Here is a 19170-nt window from a genome sequence, read left to right on the forward strand (position 1 = left end):
GCTCACATGCGACAACAGCCTAGCCCTAAAATACGTTGACAAAAAAGGCCCGGTTCATTGAACCGGGCCTTTTAATATCTAACTCACCGCTAACAATGATTAGTCGATTTTAAGCTCTTGCAGCATAGACTCTGGCAGTGCCAGTTCATCATTCTTGTTTACAGAGATACCAGCAGCGATGATCGCATTAGCGATCTCTTTCGCTTCATCCAAAGAGTGCATTGCTGCGGTACCACATTGGTATTCGTTCAGCTCAGGGATCTTATTCTGGCTCTCAACTTTCAGTACGTCTTTCATCGCGGCCAACCAACCGTCAGCCACTTGTTGCTCTGTCGGTGTACCAATCAGGCTCATATAGAAACCAGTGCGGCAGCCCATCGGTGAAATATCGATGATCTCTACATCTGAACCGTTCAATTGATTACGCATGAAGCCAGCGTATAGGTGCTCTAGAGTATGGATACCTTTCTCAGATAAGATGTCTTTGTTTGGCGCAGTAAAACGCAGGTCAAACACAGTGATGGTATCCCCTTTTGGGGTTTGCATTGTTTTAGCAACACGAACTGCAGGTGCGTTCATGCGTGTGTGATCAACAGTGAAACTATCTAATAAAGGCATTGCTCTTCTCCGTGACGGCTGGCTTTAGAAAAACCAGCTTCGATTGTCTTCTAGTTCTTTGCGGCACTGTTTCAGCTGCCATCCATAATCTTTTGCTTGTTGTTCGACTTTACGCGCTACTTTAATCAACGATGGTTTGCTGTTGTATGACTTGCGCTTATAACCACCACGGCCTTCATGATAAGCCAGGTATTGGTTATATGGGTCCCATAGTGAGATACCCAACTGACGACGCGTTTCGCTGGTGTACCAACCTATAAACATCAGCGCATCATCAAAATTGGTTCTTGAACCGCCATTGTTGGTCGCTTTTTGGAAATCTTCCCAAGCTGGGTCCTGAGCTTGAGCATAGCCATAAGCGCTGCTTACACGGCCCCAAGGAATAAACCCAAGAATGTAATCTTTTGGTGGGCGCGCATCATGACGAAAGCTACTCTCTTGTTTTACAAAAGCCATCACTACGTTGATGGGAGTGCCCCACTCTTCTTGCATATCTAAGGCATCTTCGTACCACGATGGATGCTCTCTGAAGATGCTACATAGGTTGTCTTGCTGTTTCGGCGGTGGTGTTGCACAACCAACCAAAAGGCTAGAGACAACACCGACAGTGACTACAGGTAACCATTTACTACTCACACGAGTAGGCTTACCTAATAAGGCTTGCTTCCTTTCCACCAACGTCTCGCTATGCTTTTAAATACGAAAAATAATCCGCTAAGAAGCTGTCAAAATCTTGAGTGCTCGCTTCTTCACTTTGTTGCTGAGCAATCACAGAGCGTTGAACCTCTGCTTCCATCAGTTCAGCTGAATACACTTTGTATTGGTGTGCCTTGTGCTGTTGAGCGTACGTTTTACCTAGCGCACAGCCAACTTTACCTAAGCCACCTAACTTTTTAGTCTCTTCTAGCAATTGGCCAGAAATGGTTAGCTCTGGGTTATCAATCCAAGCTTCAAGCGTATCGCAGGTTTCTTGGTAAGCTCGACCGCCTTGTTCTGCATCCATCATCTCAGCAATTGAGCGTAGATCTTTGAACACGCGCTTCGCCCAATCTTGCAGAGACAAGCGCTCACCGTAACAACCAATTTGCAGTTCTAGACCGACTTGACGACCTTCTAGGATCACCTTGTTCCAGTTGTCGCGCCAGCACTCAAGCTCACAGTTATCCATCTCAGCAGAGTCAGTTAGCACACTCCACGTTAGGAATAGATCTAAGAAGCGAACTTGTTGCTCCGTGATACCAATTGAGCTGAATGGGTTTACGTCTAGAGAGCGAACCTCGATGTACTCAACACCAGCACGTGCTAGTGCTTCAGATGGTTTCTCACCATTTTTCGCTACACGCTTAGGACGAATTGGAGCATAAAGCTCATTCTCAATTTGCAGTACGTTGCTATTCAATTGACGGTATTCACCATCAACCTTAGTGCCAATCTCTGCGAATTCTTCTGATGGTGTACGAATCGCTTGATTCAAACCTTCAAGGTATTGGTCTAGGCTGTTGAAGCCAATTTTCAATACGCTTTGCGCACTGTTGGTGTAACCAAGATCGCTTAGGCGCAGTGCCGTTGCTTTTGGTAAGTACAGTGTCTCGCCAATCTTTTCAAAAGGCAGGTTAGTTTCTCTTCCTTTGATGAAAGAAGAACATAACGCAGGTGAAGCACCGAAGAAGTATGGGATTAACCAACCAAAGCGATAGTAGTTACGAATCAAACCAAAGTAAGCATCTGACTTCGCTTCACAACGCGCTTCTTCTGTTTGTTCTCCAAATAGGCTATCCCAAAAGCTTTCTGGGAAAGAGAAGTTGAAGTGAACACCAGAAATAATCTGCATCAGACTACCGTAACGACGCTTTAGGCCTTCACGATATAGCGTCTTCATCTTACCGTTATTAGATGTGCCGTATTGCGCTAGCTGAATATAATCTTCACTACCAACGTAACAAGGCATAGAAAGCGGCCATAGTTTTTCGCCATCTAACTTGGTTTGCGTGAAATGATGTATATCAGACAACTGATTCAAAAGCGTCGGAACGTCGTTAGAAACAGGCGTGATAAATTCCAGTAGCGACTCAGAGAAATCGGTCGTTACCCATTCGTTCATCAACGCAGATCCTAAAGCCTTAGGGTGCGGCCCAGTAGCAAGGTGCCCATCTTCCGTGTAGCGTAATGTTTCCCTTTCAACACCACGACCAAATTGAGAGAAGGTCTTAGGGTTGGTTGCAACTTGCTTTAGTCGCGCAGCAAAATCAGTCAAAATTCAGTTCACTTATCTTATATCGTTCTGATTAGAACTATCATAAATTAGGTTGGAGGAGAAAAGTAGAGTCTCTTCCCTCCCCCTTTAATGTGTACTCTAACGAATGATTTCAAGCTCTTCTATTGGAATATCTAACTTTTCTAATTGCGGGCGAAGCGAAGCCGCATCGCCAACCACAATTATTTGATAATCATTCGGGTCGAACCATTTCTTCGATAGTTCATTCAATGTCTCTTTTGAGACCGTCTCAACTATCTGATTACGCTGTTGTAGGTAATCTTCATCAAGGCTCAATGCAACAATATTACTCAACAACCCAGCTTTCTGACTTGGTGTTTCGTATTTGAGTGCATCTTGTTGACCGACGGCAAGGCGCATAAATTTCACCTCTTCGTCAGTTAATCCACTTTGGCTAAACTCATTCAGTTCATTAATAAACTCTTGAATCGATGGCACTGTCGCGTTAGCTCTTACTTGCGCGCTAAATACCACCGCGCCTGTTTCTCGAGTACTTGCGAAGTAACCGCTTGCACCGTAAGTGTAGGCTTTGTCTTCACGCAAGTTCTGGTTAATACGGCTATTAAAGTTACCCGCTAAGTTAAAGTTAGCTAACTGGCTCAAGTACAACTCACCAGTAGCGTCAAACGGCAGGCCTTTACGAACCAGGCGAACAATGCTTTGCGGCGCACCCGGTTTGTCGACCAAGTACAGGTGCTGACCAGAAAGCTCTTTGACGATCTGCGGACGCGTTAGTGGTGCCGCATCGCCTTGCCATTGCTCAAAGAATTGTAGCTGCTTCTCTATCTCTTTCTTCGAGATGTCCCCTACGATAACAATATTAGCTCCTTCAGGAGTATAGTGCTGACTGTAAAACAGTTTTACATCGTCCAGAGTTAACGATTCTAGAGAGTCCTTAGTACCATCACTTGCACGAGCAAAAATACTATCACCAAACAGCACTTCACGGGTTGCTTGAGACGCCATCCAGCTTGGCTGCTGATGCTGATACACGACGCCTTCTAACATCTGTTTCTTAACACGCTCGAAATCTTGCTCATCAAACTTAGGCTCGAATAGAACCTCTTGTACAATAGCTAAGGTTTGAGGAAGGTTTTTCTCTAGCGTAGAGACTGAAATGTCAGTGGTGTAACTGCCCGCACTAATGCTGACGCTACTGCCAAGCTTATCCAAAGTCGCCTGTAACTCTTCAACAGTTCGTTTAGTCGACCCCTCTTCCATCATAGAAGCAGTTATGTTCGCCAGGCCCTCTTGCCCTTTGCGAACGTAACGCTCACCGGCTGGAAGTTGAATCTGTAGCTGTACTGTCGGCGTTTCACTGGTCACAGTACCAATTAAATCCGTACCGTTTGCAAAGTGCATGCGGTACAAATCAGGCATGGTCGCCTCAACACCAAAGTTCACTTCTGGCATCACGCTGCGATCAAAGGTATTCGGTGCCTTTCTAAAATCCAGCTGGTCTTCCGTCACCTTGCTGTATTCAGGCAGAGTACGTGCAGGTGTGGTAAATGTCGCTTCTCGAACGGCTAAATCAAGCTGCTTTTTCGGAACCACACTCAAAGTCACCTTGTGCTTACCTTCGATGAAATCTTGGTAGGCCTTGCTCACGCTTTCAGGAGTGACAGCTCGGATTTGATCAAGTTGCGATTCAATTCGATCAGGCTGACCATAGAAGGTTTGGTTAGATGCCAGTTGTGAAACCTTGCCTTTAACACTTTGCAGAGCGAAAACCGCGTCCGCTTCTGCCATGCCTGTGATCTGGTCTAAACGTTCTTGTTCAACACCCTCTTTCGAGAATTGCTCTAGAGTATCCATCAGCTCTTTATTAAGAACCGTCAGATCGCCTTTTTCACCGGAGTTACCCATCGCATACACATACATGGTACAAGCAAGTTCAGCACAATCATGGAAAGATCCTGCACTTACTGCTTTTTGTGTTTTTACGAGGTTTTGGTATAGGTAGCTGTTGGTACCTGAACCTAACACGTTAGACAATGCATTCAGTGACGCTTGCGTCTCTTCACCGCGATACGTTGTAGGCCAACCAACAAGCACCATCGGCTGACGGATATTATCTTCTAGGGTGATGTACTTATCTTCAGTTAGCACAGCAGGTTGTTTCTCTGCCGCCTTAACTTCTGGGCCTTGAGGAATAGGGCCAAAGTACTTGTTCACCCACTCTAGCGTGTCATCAACGTCGATATCACCACCAATCGTTAGCACGGCATTATTTGGGCCATACCAACGTAGGAAGAAGGCCTTGAGGTCATTCACATCAACTCGGTCGAGATCTTCCACATAACCGATTGGTTGCCATGAATAAGGGTGACCTTCAGGGTAAAGCGCTTCCCCCATGCGTTCCCACATCAAACCATAAGGACGGTTTTCATAACTTTGAGCACGTTCGTTTTTGACCGTGCCTCTTTGTACTTCGAATTTCTTCTGAGAAACCGCATCCAATAAGAAACCCATTCGGTCTGATTCTAACCACAACATTTTCTCTAGTTGGTTAGATGGAACTGTCTCAAAGTAGTTGGTACGGTCACGGTTAGTTGTGCCATTTAACGAACCACCCGCTTCAGTGATGATCTTAAAGTGCTGCTGGTCACCAACGTTCTCAGATCCCTGGAACATCATATGCTCGAAGAAGTGAGCAAAACCCGACTTACCAATCTCTTCACGTGCTGAACCTACGTGATAGGTCACATCAACATGCACCAATGGATCGGAATCATCAGGGGAAAGAATAACTGTCAGGCCGTTTTCAAGCTGATATTTGGTGTAAGGAATCACCACTTTATCTTTAGAGAGCTTTACCTCTTCTAAAAGAGTGACACCTTCTGGTAATGAGGAAAAGAAGGATGTTGAGCTAGGTACATTGTAAGAACAGCCGGCAATGGCGATAAGAGAAAATGTACCAAGTAAAACCTTTTTCATTGGTTCTCCTTAGAAAAAACCGAAGTAGATAGCAGCAAGTAAGCTATAACGAGCAGCTTTGCCAATCGCTATCAAAATAACGCTAGGGATGAATTTCATTCTTAGCCAACCCGCAGCCAGACACAAAGGGTCACCAATAATCGGTAACCAACTGAATAACAGTGTCCAGTAGCCATAACGACTCAGCCAAGCCATAGCCTTATGACCATGCTTTTCAGATTGAGTTCGATTGGGCAACCACAAACCAATCCAATAATTGGTCAGGCCGCCTAAGGTGTTACCGAGTGTCGCTATGAGAATAATCGACGATGTAGAGAATTGATCTAAGCTCAATGCTGCAACAAGGCTGGCTTCTGAGCCGCCGGGCAATAATGTGGCACTCAAGAAGCCACTGATGAAGAGTACCCAAAGCGCCGAGTCAGAGAACCACAGCGCTATGTTTTCAAAAAGGGAATTAAAGAATTCTAACACTGCATATCAACCTTCTTGCATCTTAAGCAGTACCTTGCCTCTAGTGTGTCCGGTTTCAACCTGCAGATGCGCCGACTGTGCTTCGTCTAGTTGGTAGATACCTTGAATTTCTGTTTTAAGCAATCCAACACTCACCATATAAAGCATGGTGTCCATTTGCTCAGTGTTTGGTTCAACCAACATGCCTGATGCAGTAAAACCTAGGAGCGTGGCTTTCTCACAAATCAACTCAGCAGACAAAGTTGGTACTGTCACGACTCTCGCACCGTCTTTCAGGCACTTCAACGCATCAAGCGCGGTATCGCCACCGACCAAATCAATCAACACATCAACATCAGAAACTCGTTCTGAAGCTGGGGCAAACTTATAGTTGATAGCATGAGCGCCTAGCGTTGCAAGATAGTCGAGATTGGCTTCGCTGCAGGTCGTGTAAACCTCTGCTTTTGCTGCCACTGCGATTTGAACCGCAAGGTGACCAACCCCGCCTGCGCCTGCTAAGATAAGCACGCGATCGCCTTCTTTTACTTCGGCTTTATTGAGTGCTTGGGCTGCTGTTTGACTAGCAAGTGGTAATGCCGCTGCCGCTTCTAGGGTGACAGAATCAGGAACCATGCTGAGTGCCGCTTCTGGAACACATACGTATTGGCTATAACCGCCACCTTGCAGTGGAAAACCAATAAACCCTGCCACGTTATCACCAACAGTAAAACGTTCAGCCTGATCGCCTAGCGTTACAATTTGCCCCGAAATATCATATCCCGGCACCCAAGGTAGATTGTCTTTGTTTTGTGCTGCTGCCCAACCAAGACCAGCACGGGTTTTCACATCAATCGGATTAATGCCCGAAAAGGAAACTTTAACCACCACTTCTCCAGCCTTAGGACCTGGAATCGCACTGGTTTGAATACTAAGGTTTTCGACACCGCCGAATTGAGTAATCGCAATCTGTTTATTTTCCATTTCCACATTTCCTTGATTGATAAAAGCCCTAGTGAGCAAGCACCCTAATTAATAAAAAGAAAGGGATGCGAAAGCATCCCTTTGACTATAAACCATTTAATAAGGCTAAGTTAACCGCTCATTCGTAAATTGACGACCAATTAACGTAACGATACATGAGCAGTAATCCATTAACCGACTAGCGCTAATAGAATACCCGCCGCAACCGCACTACCAAGTACACCTGCTACGTTCGGGCCCATCGCATGCATCAACAAGAAGTTCTGAGGATTTGCCTCAAGACCTACCTTGTTCACAACACGTGCCGCCATTGGAACCGCTGATACGCCAGCTGCACCAATCAATGGGTTGATGTCCTCTTTCGAGAAGCGGTTTAGAACCTTCGCCATCAATACACCACCAGCTGTACCAATACTGAACGCGACCGCACCTAAGCCAAGAATACCCAGTGTCTCTAAGTTCAAGAAAGTATCCGCTTGAAGCTTAGAACCAACACCGAGACCAAGGAAAATAGTCACAACGTTAATCAGTTCGTTTTGCGCTGTTTTCGATAGGCGATCAACCACACCCGCTTCACGCATCAAGTTACCCAGACAGAACATACCCACTAGAGGTGTTGCTGAAGGTAGGAACAAAATCGTCATCAGTAGGACAGCAAGCGGGAAGAGGATCTTCTCTGCTTTGCTAACGTGACGAAGTTGAGCCATCTTAATCTTACGCTCTTCAGGAGACGTTAACGCCTTCATGATTGGCGGTTGAATAATAGGAACCAATGCCATGTAGCTATATGCCGCTACCGCAATTGCACCTAAAAGATCCGGAGATAACTTGCTCGCCAAGAAGATCGCAGTTGGGCCATCGGCACCACCAATGATCGCAATGGAAGAAGCGTCGGCCATCGAGAATTCCATTCCTGGAACATAGTTCAGCAAGATCGCGCCAAATAGTGTCGCGAAGATACCAAACTGAGCCGCAGCCCCTAGCCACAACGTTTTAGGGTTCGCAATCAACGCACCGAAGTCCGTCATCGCACCAACACCCATAAAGATCAGCAGTGGGAAAATGCCCGTTTCAATACCAATATAGTAGACGTAGTAAAGCAAACCACCGGGATCAGTAAATCCAGCATTTGGAATGTTTGCTAATACAGCACCAAAACCAATAGGTAGTAGAAGTAACGGTTCAAATCCTTTACGAATTGCTAAAAACAACAGTAAGCAGCCAACCAGCATCATACAGATCTGGCCGAACTCAAAGTTCGCAATCCCTGTTTCAGACCATAAGGTCATCAATCCTTCCATGGTACTCCCTTACGCTAAGCTTAGTAGTGGAGCGCCTACAGTAACTGCATCGCCTTCTTTAACATTCAATTCTTGAACGATACCACCACGAGCAGCACGAACTTCCGTTTCCATCTTCATCGCTTCTAGGATAAGTAGAACGTCGCCTTCAGCAACCTCAGCACCCGCCTGAACGTTAACTTTAAAGATGTTACCCGCCAATGGAGCAGGAACTGCTTCAGCGTCAGAAGCTGCGACCGGTGCAGCCTGAGCAGGTTTTGCAGATGGCGCTACCGATGTAAGTTCACCTTGTGGGCCAACTTCAACATCGTAAACTTGACCATCAACCTTCACGCTGTAGCTTTCAATACCACCAGAAGCTTGTACAGGAGAAGCTGCAACTGGAGCCACAGCTTCTAGCGTTGGTGCCGGTTCAAATGCTTCAGGGTTACGACGGTTCTTAAGGAACTTAAGACCTACTTGTGGGAAAAGTGCGTAAGTCAGTACATCATCAACCGTATCTTCAGCTAGAGATATACCCTCGGATTTTGCTTTCTCTAACAGATCCGTCGTTAACGTATCCATTTCAGACTTAAGTAAATCAGCAGGGCGACAAGTAATCGGCTCTGCGCCATCGAGAACTTTCGCTTGCAGTTCAGCATCGACTTCCGCAGGAGCTTGACCGTATTCACCTTTCAGTAAACCAGCAGTCTCTTTCGTGATGCTCTTATAGCGTTCGCCCGTTAAGACGTTAATAACCGCTTGAGTACCGACAATCTGAGAAGTTGGTGTTACTAACGGAATGTAACCAAGCTCTTTACGTACGCGTGGGATCTCTTCTAGAACTTCATCCATGCGATCGGCAGCGCCCTGCTCTTTAAGCTGGCCTTCCATGTTAGTTAACATGCCGCCAGGAACTTGAGCGATCAAGATACGAGAATCGACACCTTTTAGCTGACCTTCCCATTTCGCGTACTTCTTACGTACATCACGGAAGTAAGCTGCGATTGGTTCGATTTGATCTAGTTTGAGGTTCGTGTCGCGCTCTGTACCTTCTAACATCGCAACAACCGTTTCGGTTGGCGTATGGCCGTAAGTACAGCTCATTGAAGAGATAGCGGTGTCTAGAATGTCGATACCCGCTTCAACGGCTTTAACCGCTGTTGCAGTCGATAGACCTGTTGTCGCGTGGCTATGCAGCGCTAGAGGAACGTCACACGATGCTTTGATACGTGTAATAAGCTCTTCCGCTTCATACGGCTTTAATAAACCTGACATATCTTTGATACATAGTGAGTGACAACCTAGGTCCTCTAAACGCTTAGCCAAATCAACCCAAGTATCTGAGTTGTGAACTGGACTGGTTGTGTAAGACAAGGTACCTTGAGCGTGACCACCAACATCAATCGTTGCTTTCACCGCTTTCTCAAAGTTACGTACGTCATTCATCGCATCAAAAATACGGAATACGTCCATGCCGTTTTTATGGGCACGTTCAACAAATTTTTCTACTACATCATCCGCGTAGTGACGGTAGCCCAATAGGTTTTGACCACGCAGTAGCATCTGCATTGGTGTGTTTGGCATCGCTTTTTTCAGCTCACGCAAACGCTCCCATGGATCCTCGCCAAGAAAACGGATACACGAATCAAACGTCGCGCCGCCCCAGGTCTCAAGTGACCAGTAACCGACTTTATCCAGTTCTGCCGCAATTGGCAGCATATCTTCGATACGCATACGAGTAGCAAATAGTGACTGGTGCGCGTCACGAAGTACCACATCTGTGATAGCTAGTGGTTTAGACATGCTCATAAACTCCTTTTTAATCCTTTAAATGCTACTTAGCAGTAGACGCACGGTATTGATGAACCGCGGCCGAAATTGCTGCCACTACCTGTGGACTAACAGCTGAAGGGGTTGATTGTGATTTTTGAATTTTTTTAGGTGCTGCGATCGGCTCTGGTACTTCTTCTGGTACCAGTTTTGACATCAACCGAACGAGGTAAACTAGAATAGTTAGGAAAATAAAGACAACGGACATCCCCGTTATCATTAGAGTCGCCGCATCTCCTAGCAGGCTTCCAATATTAGTCATGTTGCTTCCTTTCTTCGTCATCCTGACATACGTACAGGATTTCAGCGAATAGTGATCCCGACCCATGGATTATCTCGATTGGTAAAAGTTTGTCAATTTTGTTTAAGGTTCTGCTACGGATAACGCACACATAAGGTTAATTATTCGCCTATCAGATCACATAAATCTGTCAAATGAGTCATTTTTAGATATTTAAACTGTGACTTAAACGGGGCTTTTCTGAAAAACGATATGAGAAAGGTGGAATAACAAAGAAGCATTCAAGAAGTACTTAAAATACAACAAGTTAAATGTTAAGTAAATTTAACATTTAATCAACATTTATATAGCAGACATAAAAAAAGCCTCGTATAAACGAGGCTTTTTTTAATAATGTGGCGCGCTCTGGAGGATTCGAACCTCCGACCGCCTGGTTCGTAGCCAGGTACTCTATCCAGCTGAGCTAAGAGCGCACGGTTTTAATATTGATTCATTGTTACTAACAACGTATCAATATAAGGATTTCATTCTCATAAGAAAAAAGCCCTAAATAGTGGCGCGTCCTGGAGGATTCGAACCTCCGACCGCCTGGTTCGTAGCCAGGTACTCTATCCAGCTGAGCTAAGGACGCACGGTTTTCGATATCAGTATTCCCAATATCAGGAGTTCACAAAGAAACCCTAAATAGTGGCGCGTCCTGGAGGATTCGAACCTCCGACCGCCTGGTTCGTAGCCAGGTACTCTATCCAGCTGAGCTAAGGACGCGCAGTTTTCGATATTGGTATTCGCAATATCAGGAGTTCACGAAGGAAACCCTAAATAGTGGCGCGCTCTGGAGGATTCGAACCTCCGACCGCCTGGTTCGTAGCCAGGTACTCTATCCAGCTGAGCTAAGAGCGCACGGATTTTAGTATCAACTTAGTCAATACAAGGATTTTCATTCTTATAAGAAATAAACCCTTAAATAGTGGCGCGTCCTGGAGGATTCGAACCTCCGACCGCCTGGTTCGTAGCCAGGTACTCTATCCAGCTGAGCTAAGGACGCACGGTTTTGATATTAATTCTCGACGAACGATTTATCAATATCAGGATTCACATTCTTATCAGAACTAAACCCTAAATAGTGGCGCGCTCTGGAGGATTCGAACCTCCGACCGCCTGGTTCGTAGCCAGGTACTCTATCCAGCTGAGCTAAGAGCGCACGGGTTTTAGTATCAACTTAGTCAATACGAGGATCAATAGACCCTTAAATAGTGGCGCGTCCTGGAGGATTCGAACCTCCGACCGCCTGGTTCGTAGCCAGGTACTCTATCCAGCTGAGCTAAGGACGCACGGTGTTCATTCATTAAGAATGAAGTTGTGAAACATATCACATTCTTCTTGCTACGAAGAAAAAAAAAGGCCATTGGCCTGTAATGAATGGCGGTGAGGGAGGGATTCGAACCCTCGATGCAGCTACAAACCACATACTCCCTTAGCAGGGGAGCGCCTTCGGCCACTCGGCCACCTCACCTAATTCATTATTCTCACATCACTTACAAGTAAGAGAAGAGAGAATGGCGCGTCCTGGAGGATTCGAACCTCCGACCGCCTGGTTCGTAGCCAGGTACTCTATCCAGCTGAGCTAAGGACGCACATTTACATTGTCTAAATTGCTAATTTTAGACTCACAAGAAATGGCGGTGAGGGAGGGATTCGAACCCTCGATGCAGCTACAAACCACATACTCCCTTAGCAGGGGAGCGCCTTCGGCCTCTCGGCCACCTCACCGTCTTGCGGAGGCACATATTACGTTTTACCGAAAATATGTCAAACACTTTATTGAAAAAAATTGGACAAAAACACTCAACCGTTTGCTATTTAATCAAAGCGCTTGCAAATTGAACTTATAACATTCAAATCGCGCTTTTTTCCTTAAAAATTAAGGTGAAAGATTGGCAATAATAAACAGCCGAAAACAATTATCTAATTTCTCCAGCAGCAAGTGCTACCGCTGATGGCACAATACTACGGGATGCGTATTTGCGCCATAGGGGAAGCTAATAAATCTTGAATTTTGCCAAACAAAATACAGAGCAACAGTTCTGTTCAACCTTGTCTGTATCTCACAACATCACAAAGCATTCACTTCACCACTTTGAGACCGATCCGCTATCCAACCTATCTATGTCCCAATGAGCGTTTCTATTCCCCAAGATCAAAAAAGGCTAGCAACAATGCTAGCCTCTTCTCTACGCAAAAGTATTAGTAGTTGCCAGATGCAACGTTACCATTACCTTTTTCAGCTTGAATGCGCATGTAGATCTCTTCACGGTGAACAGATACTTCTTTAGGTGCGTTAACACCGATACGTACTTGGTTACCTTTAACGCCTAGTACAGTAACTGTTACTTCATCACCAATCATCAGTGTTTCGCCAACGCGGCGAGTCAAAATTAGCATTCTTTGCTCCTTGAGTAATCTCTAAATTTATCTAGCTACGAGAGCATTATCCAACAAAAGTTATATTTTCGTAAACTATCGATTGAGTTTATTTAACCAAAATGCACTTCTTTTTTAGGATAACCCTGTGTTTCACGCGCTACGATGTATGCATTGTGTAATATGTTAGCAGCCATATCGACTTGCGTTGGTGATATCACCAAAGTTAAAGACTGCTGCTGCAATAAGTGATGTTGTACATCAATTTCGCCTTCAGACAACAATCCATGTGAACTGACCACAATTTCTTGTGTTCGGCTTCCTACCACAGTTAACAAACTAACCTGTTCACTATTACGGATTTTCTCAGCAAAAACTAGTTTTAATTTGGCACTTATGTCTTGTTTAATAATGAGTGCTGCCCGTTCTGTTTCCTCGATCACACTACAGACTTCGATCCCCAACAGTTGGCAATGTGAAATGAAAGACGGTAAATCTTCATTCAAACACTCGATACGCACCATATCTCTTTGGATGGCGATACCAGCAATATCATTCAAACACTGATTACCCGCGATCAATGTGCCCTCGCCTTGTTCAAAGCTTGAAAGCACTCGCAATGGCACGTTATGCTGCCATGCATACTGAACACATGGAAGATGTAAAACCTTAGCGCCTCGGCGGGCCATCTCTTCCATAGAAGGGAAGTCTAAAGTATCTAATTTCTGAGATTGCTTCACAACTCTAGGGTCACAAGAATAAACACCATCAACATCAGTATAGATCTGGCATTCTTTCGCCTGCAAGGCACCCGCAAGCGCTACCGCTGTAGTATCTGAACCACCGCGACCTAATGTTGTGATATCGCCTTTCGCATTGAACCCTTGAAAGCCTGCAACAATGACAATCTGGTTGTCATCTAGCAGAGCTTGAATAGGAGCAGTATCAATACGCTCAATCGCTGCATTATTATGATTAGAATCAGTGTGTATCTTGGCTTGATAGCCAGTCATTGATGTCGCTTCATAACCTAACTTGTGTAACGTCATTGCTAACAAGGCCATGGAAACTTGCTCGCCAGCCGTTAACAACACATCCAGTTCTCTAGCGTTTGGTACGCTATCAATTTGTGTGGCTAAGTTAACTAACCGATTTGTTTCACCAGACATAGCAGAAACGACAACCACGATCTGGTTCCCTTCATTTTTCGCTTCAATGATTTTTTCTGCTACATGATGGATTCGTTCAATTGAACCCACCGACGTTCCACCAAATTTCTGCACGATAAGAGGCATTTTCACCCGTCCTCACCTTCCCAAGACCAATGTCTATATATGACAAAAAAACACATACTCCGCGTCAGGGCGAAGCAATAAAAAATTAACCAAGGAGTCTAACGCCACCATTAGACTTCTTGGTTAATCTCAATCAAACCTTGTTTAAACACGCTTCCAATAGGCAAAATAAAAGATGCCCAATCAACTGATTGGGCATCTTTGTATCAATTACTTAAGCTTAAAGACGCTCTTCTAGCCAAGTACGCACAGATTTAAGCGCTTCTGGCAGTGCTTCAACGTCTGTACCGCCCGCTTGAGCCATATCTGGACGACCACCGCCTTTACCGCCAACTTGCTCAGCAACCATCTTAACGAGGTCACCCGCTTTTACTTTGCCGATTAGGTCTTTGGTTACACCAGCAATCAAGCCAACTTTACCGTCTGCTACGTTTGCGATCAGGATGATGCCGCTACCTACTTGGTTTTTAGCGTTATCAACCATAGTACGTAGGTTCTTGTTGTCTGCGCCTTCAATTGCAGCAACCAAAACTTTAGTACCAGAGATCTCTTCTACTTTGCCCATGATGTTTGCGCTTTCTGCAGCAGCCATCTTTTCTTTAAGCAGTTGGATTTCTTTCTCTAGCGATTTCGCTTTCTTAGCGGATTCAGTAAGTTTCTCTTCGTAAGCGTTAACCTGAGCTTCTACTGCATCTAGAGCAGCTTCACCCGTTACCGCTTCAATACGACGAATACCCGCAGCAATACCACCTTCAGAAGTGATCTTGAACAGGCCGATATCACCCGTGTTGCTTGCGTGGATACCACCACAAAGCTCAGTAGAGAAATCGCCCATAGATAGAACGCGAACTTCATCATCGTACTTTTCGCCAAACAGTGCCATTGCACCTTTTTCTTTCGCTGACTCGATATCCATGATGTTGGTTTCAATCACGTGGTTCTTACGAACTTGTGCGTTAACCAAGCGCTCTACTTCTTTAATCTGCACCGGTGTTACCGCTTCAAGGTTAGAGAAGTCAAAACGTAGATTGTCTGGCTTAACTAAAGAACCTTTCTGAGCAACGTGCTCACCTAAAACTTCGCGCAGTGCAGAGTGAAGCAAGTGAGTTGCAGAGTGGTTTAGTGAGATAGCAGCACGACGCTCAGCGTCAACCGTTGCTTCTACTTTATCGCCCTTAGCAAATACACCTTCAACTAGCTCACCGTGGTGCGCAAATGCGTTACCTAGCTTCTGAGTATCTTGTACTTTGAAAAGACCCGAAGCTGTTTTTAGTGTACCAGCATCACCACATTGACCGCCTGACTCAGCGTAGAATGGTGTCTCTTCAAGAATAATGATTGCTTTGTCGCCAGCCGATAGTGAAGAGACTTCTTCACCATCAACAAATAGCGCAGAGATTTCACCAGCACCTTCAGTAGCTGTGTAACCACAGAACTCGGTGTTAGTGTCTACTTTGATCGTTGCGTTGTAATCAGTGCCGAATTGACCAGCTTCACGAGCACGCTTACGCTGTGCTTCCATCGCCTTCTCAAAGCCTTCTTCATCGATAGTAAAGTCGCGTTCACGTGCTACATCGTTAGTAAGGTCAGCTGGGAAACCGTATGTGTCGTAAAGTTTGAAAACTGTTTCGCCGTCAAGCTCTTTGCCTTCAAGTGCGTCTAGTGCGTCATTAAGAATAACCATGCCGCGCTCTAGAGTACGACCGAAGTTCTCTTCTTCAATGCGAAGTACTTTTTCAACAAGCTCTTGTTGTTTCTTAAGTTCATCTGCCGCAGAGCCCATCACTTCAGCCAATACACCCACAAGTTTGTGGAAGAACACGCCTTGTGCGCCAAGCTTGTTACCGTGACGAACTGCACGACGAATAATACGACGTAGAACGTAGCCACGACCTTCGTTTGAAGGCATAACGCCGTCAGCGATTAGGAATGAACAAGAACGGATATGGTCAGCAATAACGCGTAGCGATTGGTTAGATAGGTCGTCATGACCCACAACTTCCGCTGTCGCTTTGATTAGCTTTTGGAATACATCAATTTCGTAGTTAGAGTGAACGCCCTGCATGATTGCAGAAATACGCTCAATACCCATACCTGTATCTACAGCAGGCTTAGGTAGCGGTTCCATTGTGCCGTCAGCGTGACGGTTGAACTGCATGAATACGTTGTTCCAGATCTCGATGAAGCGGTCACCATCTTCTTCAGGTGTACCAGGACGGCCGCCCCAGATGTGCTCACCGTGATCGTAGAAGATTTCAGTACATGGACCACAAGGACCTGTGTCACCCATCGTCCAGAAATTATCAGACTCGAACTGTTTGCCGCCTTCTTTGTCGCCAATGCGAACGATACGATCAGCAGGTACACCTACTTTCTTGTTCCAGATATCGAATGCTTCATCATCTGTCTCGTATACCGTTACCAACAGACGGTCTTTTGGCAGTTGAAGAGTTTCAGTCAGGAATTCCCAAGCAAAACCAATCGCTTCTTCTTTGAAGTAGTCACCAAAGCTGAAGTTGCCTAGCATTTCGAAGAACGTGTGGTGACGAGCCGTGAAACCTACGTTTTCAAGGTCATTGTGTTTACCACCCGCACGTACACAACGCTGAGCCGTAGTTGCTCGAGTGTAGGCACGTTTTTCGGCGCCTAAGAAGCAATCTTTGAATTGGTTCATACCTGCGTTAGTGAATAGCAGGGTTGGATCGTTATGTGGAACTAACGATGAACTGTCTACGATTTGGTGTTCTTTGCTCTCAAAGAACTTAAGGAACGCGTTGCGAACCTCATCAGTGCTCATGTACATGCAGCTCTTCCTGAAAATAGTCGAGTTAGAATTTTGCCGTATTGTAGATCATGGTTAAGGCTTCGACTAGTTTTCTTGTAGAAAAGACACCCTTGGGCAGGATTTTAGTGGGAATTCGATAAAATGAAGAATATTCCACTATATCTAGCCGCGGAAAAGCAGAACTAAATTGACGACCTAGTAACTAAGAAACTCACTCAACGAAAGAGAGTTGACCAAAGACATGCTCTACGGAGCTGAACCAATAAAAAAGCCCCGCATAAAATATGCGAGGCTTTAAATTCTTTCAAAGCAGATGCTTCTTTCAAACATCTACTCTGTAAAACGTCAGCTTATAGCTCTTCGTTTTCTTCTTCTTTCTCTACGTCTTTCTCTTCAAGAACAGCAGGAGTCAGTAGCAATTCACGAAGCTTAGTATCGATCTCTAGAGCAACCTCTGGGTTTTCACGCAGGTATTTACCAGCGTTAGCTTTACCTTGGCCGATCTTGTCGCCCTTGTAGCTGTACCAAGCGCCCGCTTTTTCTACCAGCTTGTTCTTAACGCCTAAATCGATAAGCTCACCTTCACGGTTGAAGCCTTTGCCATATAGGATTTGAGTTTCAGCTTGTTTAAACGGTGCAGCAATCTTGTTCTTAACAACCTTGATACGGGTTTCGTTACCAACAACCTCATCACCATCTTTGATCGCACCAGTACGGCGGATATCAAGACGAACAGATGCGTAGAACTTAAGCGCGTTACCACCAGTTGTTGTTTCTGGGTTACCGAACATCACACCAATTTTCATACGGATTTGGTTGATGAAGATAGCCATACAGTTAGACTGCTTTAGGTTACCCGTCAGCTTACGCATCGCTTGAGAAAGCATACGAGCCTGAAGACCCATGTGGCTGTCGCCCATTTCGCCTTCGATTTCTGCTTTTGGTGTTAGTGCTGCAACTGAGTCAATAACAAGAACGTCGATTGCACCTGAACGAGCCAGTGCATCACAGATTTCAAGCGCTTGCTCACCAGTATCTGGTTGAGAAACAAGAAGTGCATCGATATCAACACCAAGCTTTTGAGCATAGATAGGGTCTAGTGCGTGTTCCGCATCAACGAATGCACACGTTTTGCCCACTTTCTGTGCTGCAGCAATAAGCTCAAGCGTTAGCGTTGTTTTACCTGATGATTCTGGACCGTAAACTTCTACGATACGTCCCATCGGTAGGCCACCAGCACCTAGTGCGATATCTAGAGATAGAGAACCTGTAGAAATAGTTTCTACGTCCATTGTGCGGTTATCACCAAGACGCATGATAGAACCTTTACCAAATTGCTTTTCAATCTGACCAAGGGCTGCGGCTAACGCTTTTTGTTTATTCTCGTCCATTTCTATCTCCACATAATCGGTTGTCTCAACAAGCGATCTAGAATCTATTTCTAACCCACATAGGGGTGACTAATTGACTTTCATTATACTGTTGATTCATACAGTGTCTATACCTGTATGAAAATAATTTGTGCAAATGTTACTTACCTTCCATTGATAGGTAATCATAAATAACTTGCAGGGCATGGTGCGTAGCTTGTTGGCGTACTTGTGATCTGTCGCCTGTAAATACATGCGTTTCTACTTTATCCCAGCCATTTAGCGCTTTCCACGCGAAGCATACCGTACCAACAGGCTTATCTTCGGTCGCGCCACCTGGGCCAGCAATGCCACTGATTGATACAGAGAGCGTCCCATTTGAATGTTGCAATGCCCCGCTCGCCATTTCTATTACGACAGGCTCACTCACAGCGCCGAACTCAATTAAGGTTTTAAGCTGTACACCTATCATCTCTTGCTTGGCTTCATTGCTGTACGTAACAAAAGCGCGATCAAACCACCCAGAGCTGCCCGCAATATCGGTGACTGCACTCGCAACACCTCCGCCAGTACAAGATTCAGCCGTCACTAACACTTGTTTGTGTTTAGCGAGTAAATGTCCAAGCTGTTCACTAAGGTCTTGAGTCATCTGCATCATCAACTTCCCTTTATTTACTGTCATAT

Annotated in this window: 14 protein-coding genes and 10 tRNA genes; all 24 read right to left on the bottom strand. The window is 45.3% G+C overall.

From position 1 onward, the window contains the following. Positions 1 to 99: 99 nt before the first annotated feature. Positions 100 to 618, bottom strand: coding sequence for an S-ribosylhomocysteine lyase (luxS, locus tag L4C44_RS14405; protein WP_146490617.1), 519 nt, complete (start codon positions 616 to 618; stop codon positions 100 to 102). A gap of 24 nt (positions 619 to 642) precedes the next feature. Then, positions 643 to 1293: a transglycosylase SLT domain-containing protein gene (locus L4C44_RS14410; RefSeq protein WP_428779588.1), complete on the bottom strand. Its 651-nt coding sequence runs from the start codon at positions 1291 to 1293 to the stop codon at positions 643 to 645. A gap of 10 nt (positions 1294 to 1303) precedes the next feature. Then, the gene (gene gshA, locus L4C44_RS14415) at positions 1304 to 2872 is read right to left on the bottom strand and encodes a glutamate--cysteine ligase (protein WP_285955058.1); all 1569 of its coding nucleotides are present in this window, start codon (positions 2870 to 2872) and stop codon (positions 1304 to 1306) included. Between the two features lie 99 nt (positions 2873 to 2971). Beyond that, entirely contained in the window at positions 2972 to 5830 is a 2859-nt protein-coding gene (locus L4C44_RS14420; RefSeq protein WP_428805291.1) for a M16 family metallopeptidase, read from the bottom strand. 9 nt (positions 5831 to 5839) lie between these two features. Beyond that, positions 5840 to 6301 (bottom strand): YqaA family protein, encoded by a 462-nt coding sequence (locus tag L4C44_RS14425; RefSeq protein ID WP_210450433.1) that lies wholly within the window; start codon positions 6299 to 6301, stop codon positions 5840 to 5842. Positions 6302 to 6307: 6 nt separating this feature from the next. Further along, positions 6308 to 7261: an NADP-dependent oxidoreductase gene (locus L4C44_RS14430; RefSeq protein ID WP_428805292.1), complete on the bottom strand. Its 954-nt coding sequence runs from the start codon at positions 7259 to 7261 to the stop codon at positions 6308 to 6310. Between the two features lie 170 nt (positions 7262 to 7431). Further along, complete coding sequence (locus L4C44_RS14435) at positions 7432 to 8562, bottom strand: sodium ion-translocating decarboxylase subunit beta (RefSeq protein ID WP_019825842.1); 1131 nt, start codon at positions 8560 to 8562, stop codon at positions 7432 to 7434. A 9-nt stretch (positions 8563 to 8571) separates the two neighbouring features. Further along, positions 8572 to 10347, bottom strand: coding sequence for a sodium-extruding oxaloacetate decarboxylase subunit alpha (gene oadA / locus L4C44_RS14440; RefSeq protein ID WP_428805293.1), 1776 nt, complete (start codon positions 10345 to 10347; stop codon positions 8572 to 8574). Positions 10348 to 10378: 31 nt separating this feature from the next. Beyond that, a complete protein-coding gene (locus L4C44_RS14445; RefSeq protein WP_428805294.1) occupies positions 10379 to 10636 on the bottom strand; it encodes an oxaloacetate decarboxylase subunit gamma in 258 nt (85 codons plus the stop codon). A gap of 375 nt (positions 10637 to 11011) precedes the next feature. Continuing rightward, positions 11012 to 11088 (bottom strand) — tRNA-Arg (locus L4C44_RS14450). Positions 11089 to 11169: 81 nt separating this feature from the next. After that, a tRNA-Arg gene (locus L4C44_RS14455) sits at positions 11170 to 11246 on the bottom strand. A gap of 57 nt (positions 11247 to 11303) precedes the next feature. Next, a tRNA-Arg gene (locus tag L4C44_RS14460) sits at positions 11304 to 11380 on the bottom strand. A 58-nt stretch (positions 11381 to 11438) separates the two neighbouring features. Beyond that, a tRNA-Arg gene (locus L4C44_RS14465) sits at positions 11439 to 11515 on the bottom strand. Between the two features lie 68 nt (positions 11516 to 11583). Then, positions 11584 to 11660: transfer RNA gene (locus L4C44_RS14470), tRNA-Arg, on the bottom strand. 79 nt (positions 11661 to 11739) lie between these two features. Further along, a tRNA-Arg gene (locus L4C44_RS14475) sits at positions 11740 to 11816 on the bottom strand. 53 nt (positions 11817 to 11869) lie between these two features. Further along, positions 11870 to 11946: transfer RNA gene (locus L4C44_RS14480), tRNA-Arg, on the bottom strand. Between the two features lie 89 nt (positions 11947 to 12035). Further along, positions 12036 to 12128: transfer RNA gene (locus tag L4C44_RS14485), tRNA-Ser, on the bottom strand. A gap of 44 nt (positions 12129 to 12172) precedes the next feature. Next, a tRNA-Arg gene (locus L4C44_RS14490) sits at positions 12173 to 12249 on the bottom strand. A gap of 43 nt (positions 12250 to 12292) precedes the next feature. Then, positions 12293 to 12385, bottom strand: a tRNA-Ser gene (locus L4C44_RS14495). A 474-nt stretch (positions 12386 to 12859) separates the two neighbouring features. Further along, positions 12860 to 13057, bottom strand: a complete 198-nt coding sequence (gene csrA / locus L4C44_RS14500) for a carbon storage regulator CsrA (RefSeq protein ID WP_004415691.1) — start codon at positions 13055 to 13057, stop codon at positions 12860 to 12862. A gap of 92 nt (positions 13058 to 13149) precedes the next feature. Beyond that, positions 13150 to 14331 (bottom strand): aspartate kinase, encoded by a 1182-nt coding sequence (locus tag L4C44_RS14505; RefSeq protein ID WP_083702796.1) that lies wholly within the window; start codon positions 14329 to 14331, stop codon positions 13150 to 13152. 220 nt (positions 14332 to 14551) lie between these two features. Continuing rightward, the gene (gene alaS / locus L4C44_RS14510; RefSeq protein WP_146490610.1) at positions 14552 to 17134 is read right to left on the bottom strand and encodes an alanine--tRNA ligase; all 2583 of its coding nucleotides are present in this window, start codon (positions 17132 to 17134) and stop codon (positions 14552 to 14554) included. 332 nt (positions 17135 to 17466) lie between these two features. Then, on the bottom strand, positions 17467 to 18507 hold the full coding sequence (recA, locus tag L4C44_RS14515) for a recombinase RecA (RefSeq protein WP_017056586.1): 1041 nt from the start codon (positions 18505 to 18507) through the stop codon (positions 17467 to 17469). A gap of 139 nt (positions 18508 to 18646) precedes the next feature. Then, a complete protein-coding gene (gene pncC, locus L4C44_RS14520; RefSeq protein WP_146490671.1) occupies positions 18647 to 19141 on the bottom strand; it encodes a nicotinamide-nucleotide amidase in 495 nt (164 codons plus the stop codon). Positions 19142 to 19170 lie beyond the last annotated feature (29 nt).

This window comes from Vibrio satsumensis (genome assembly GCF_050337435.1).
GTDB classification, from domain to species: Bacteria; Pseudomonadota; Gammaproteobacteria; order Enterobacterales; family Vibrionaceae; genus Vibrio; species Vibrio satsumensis.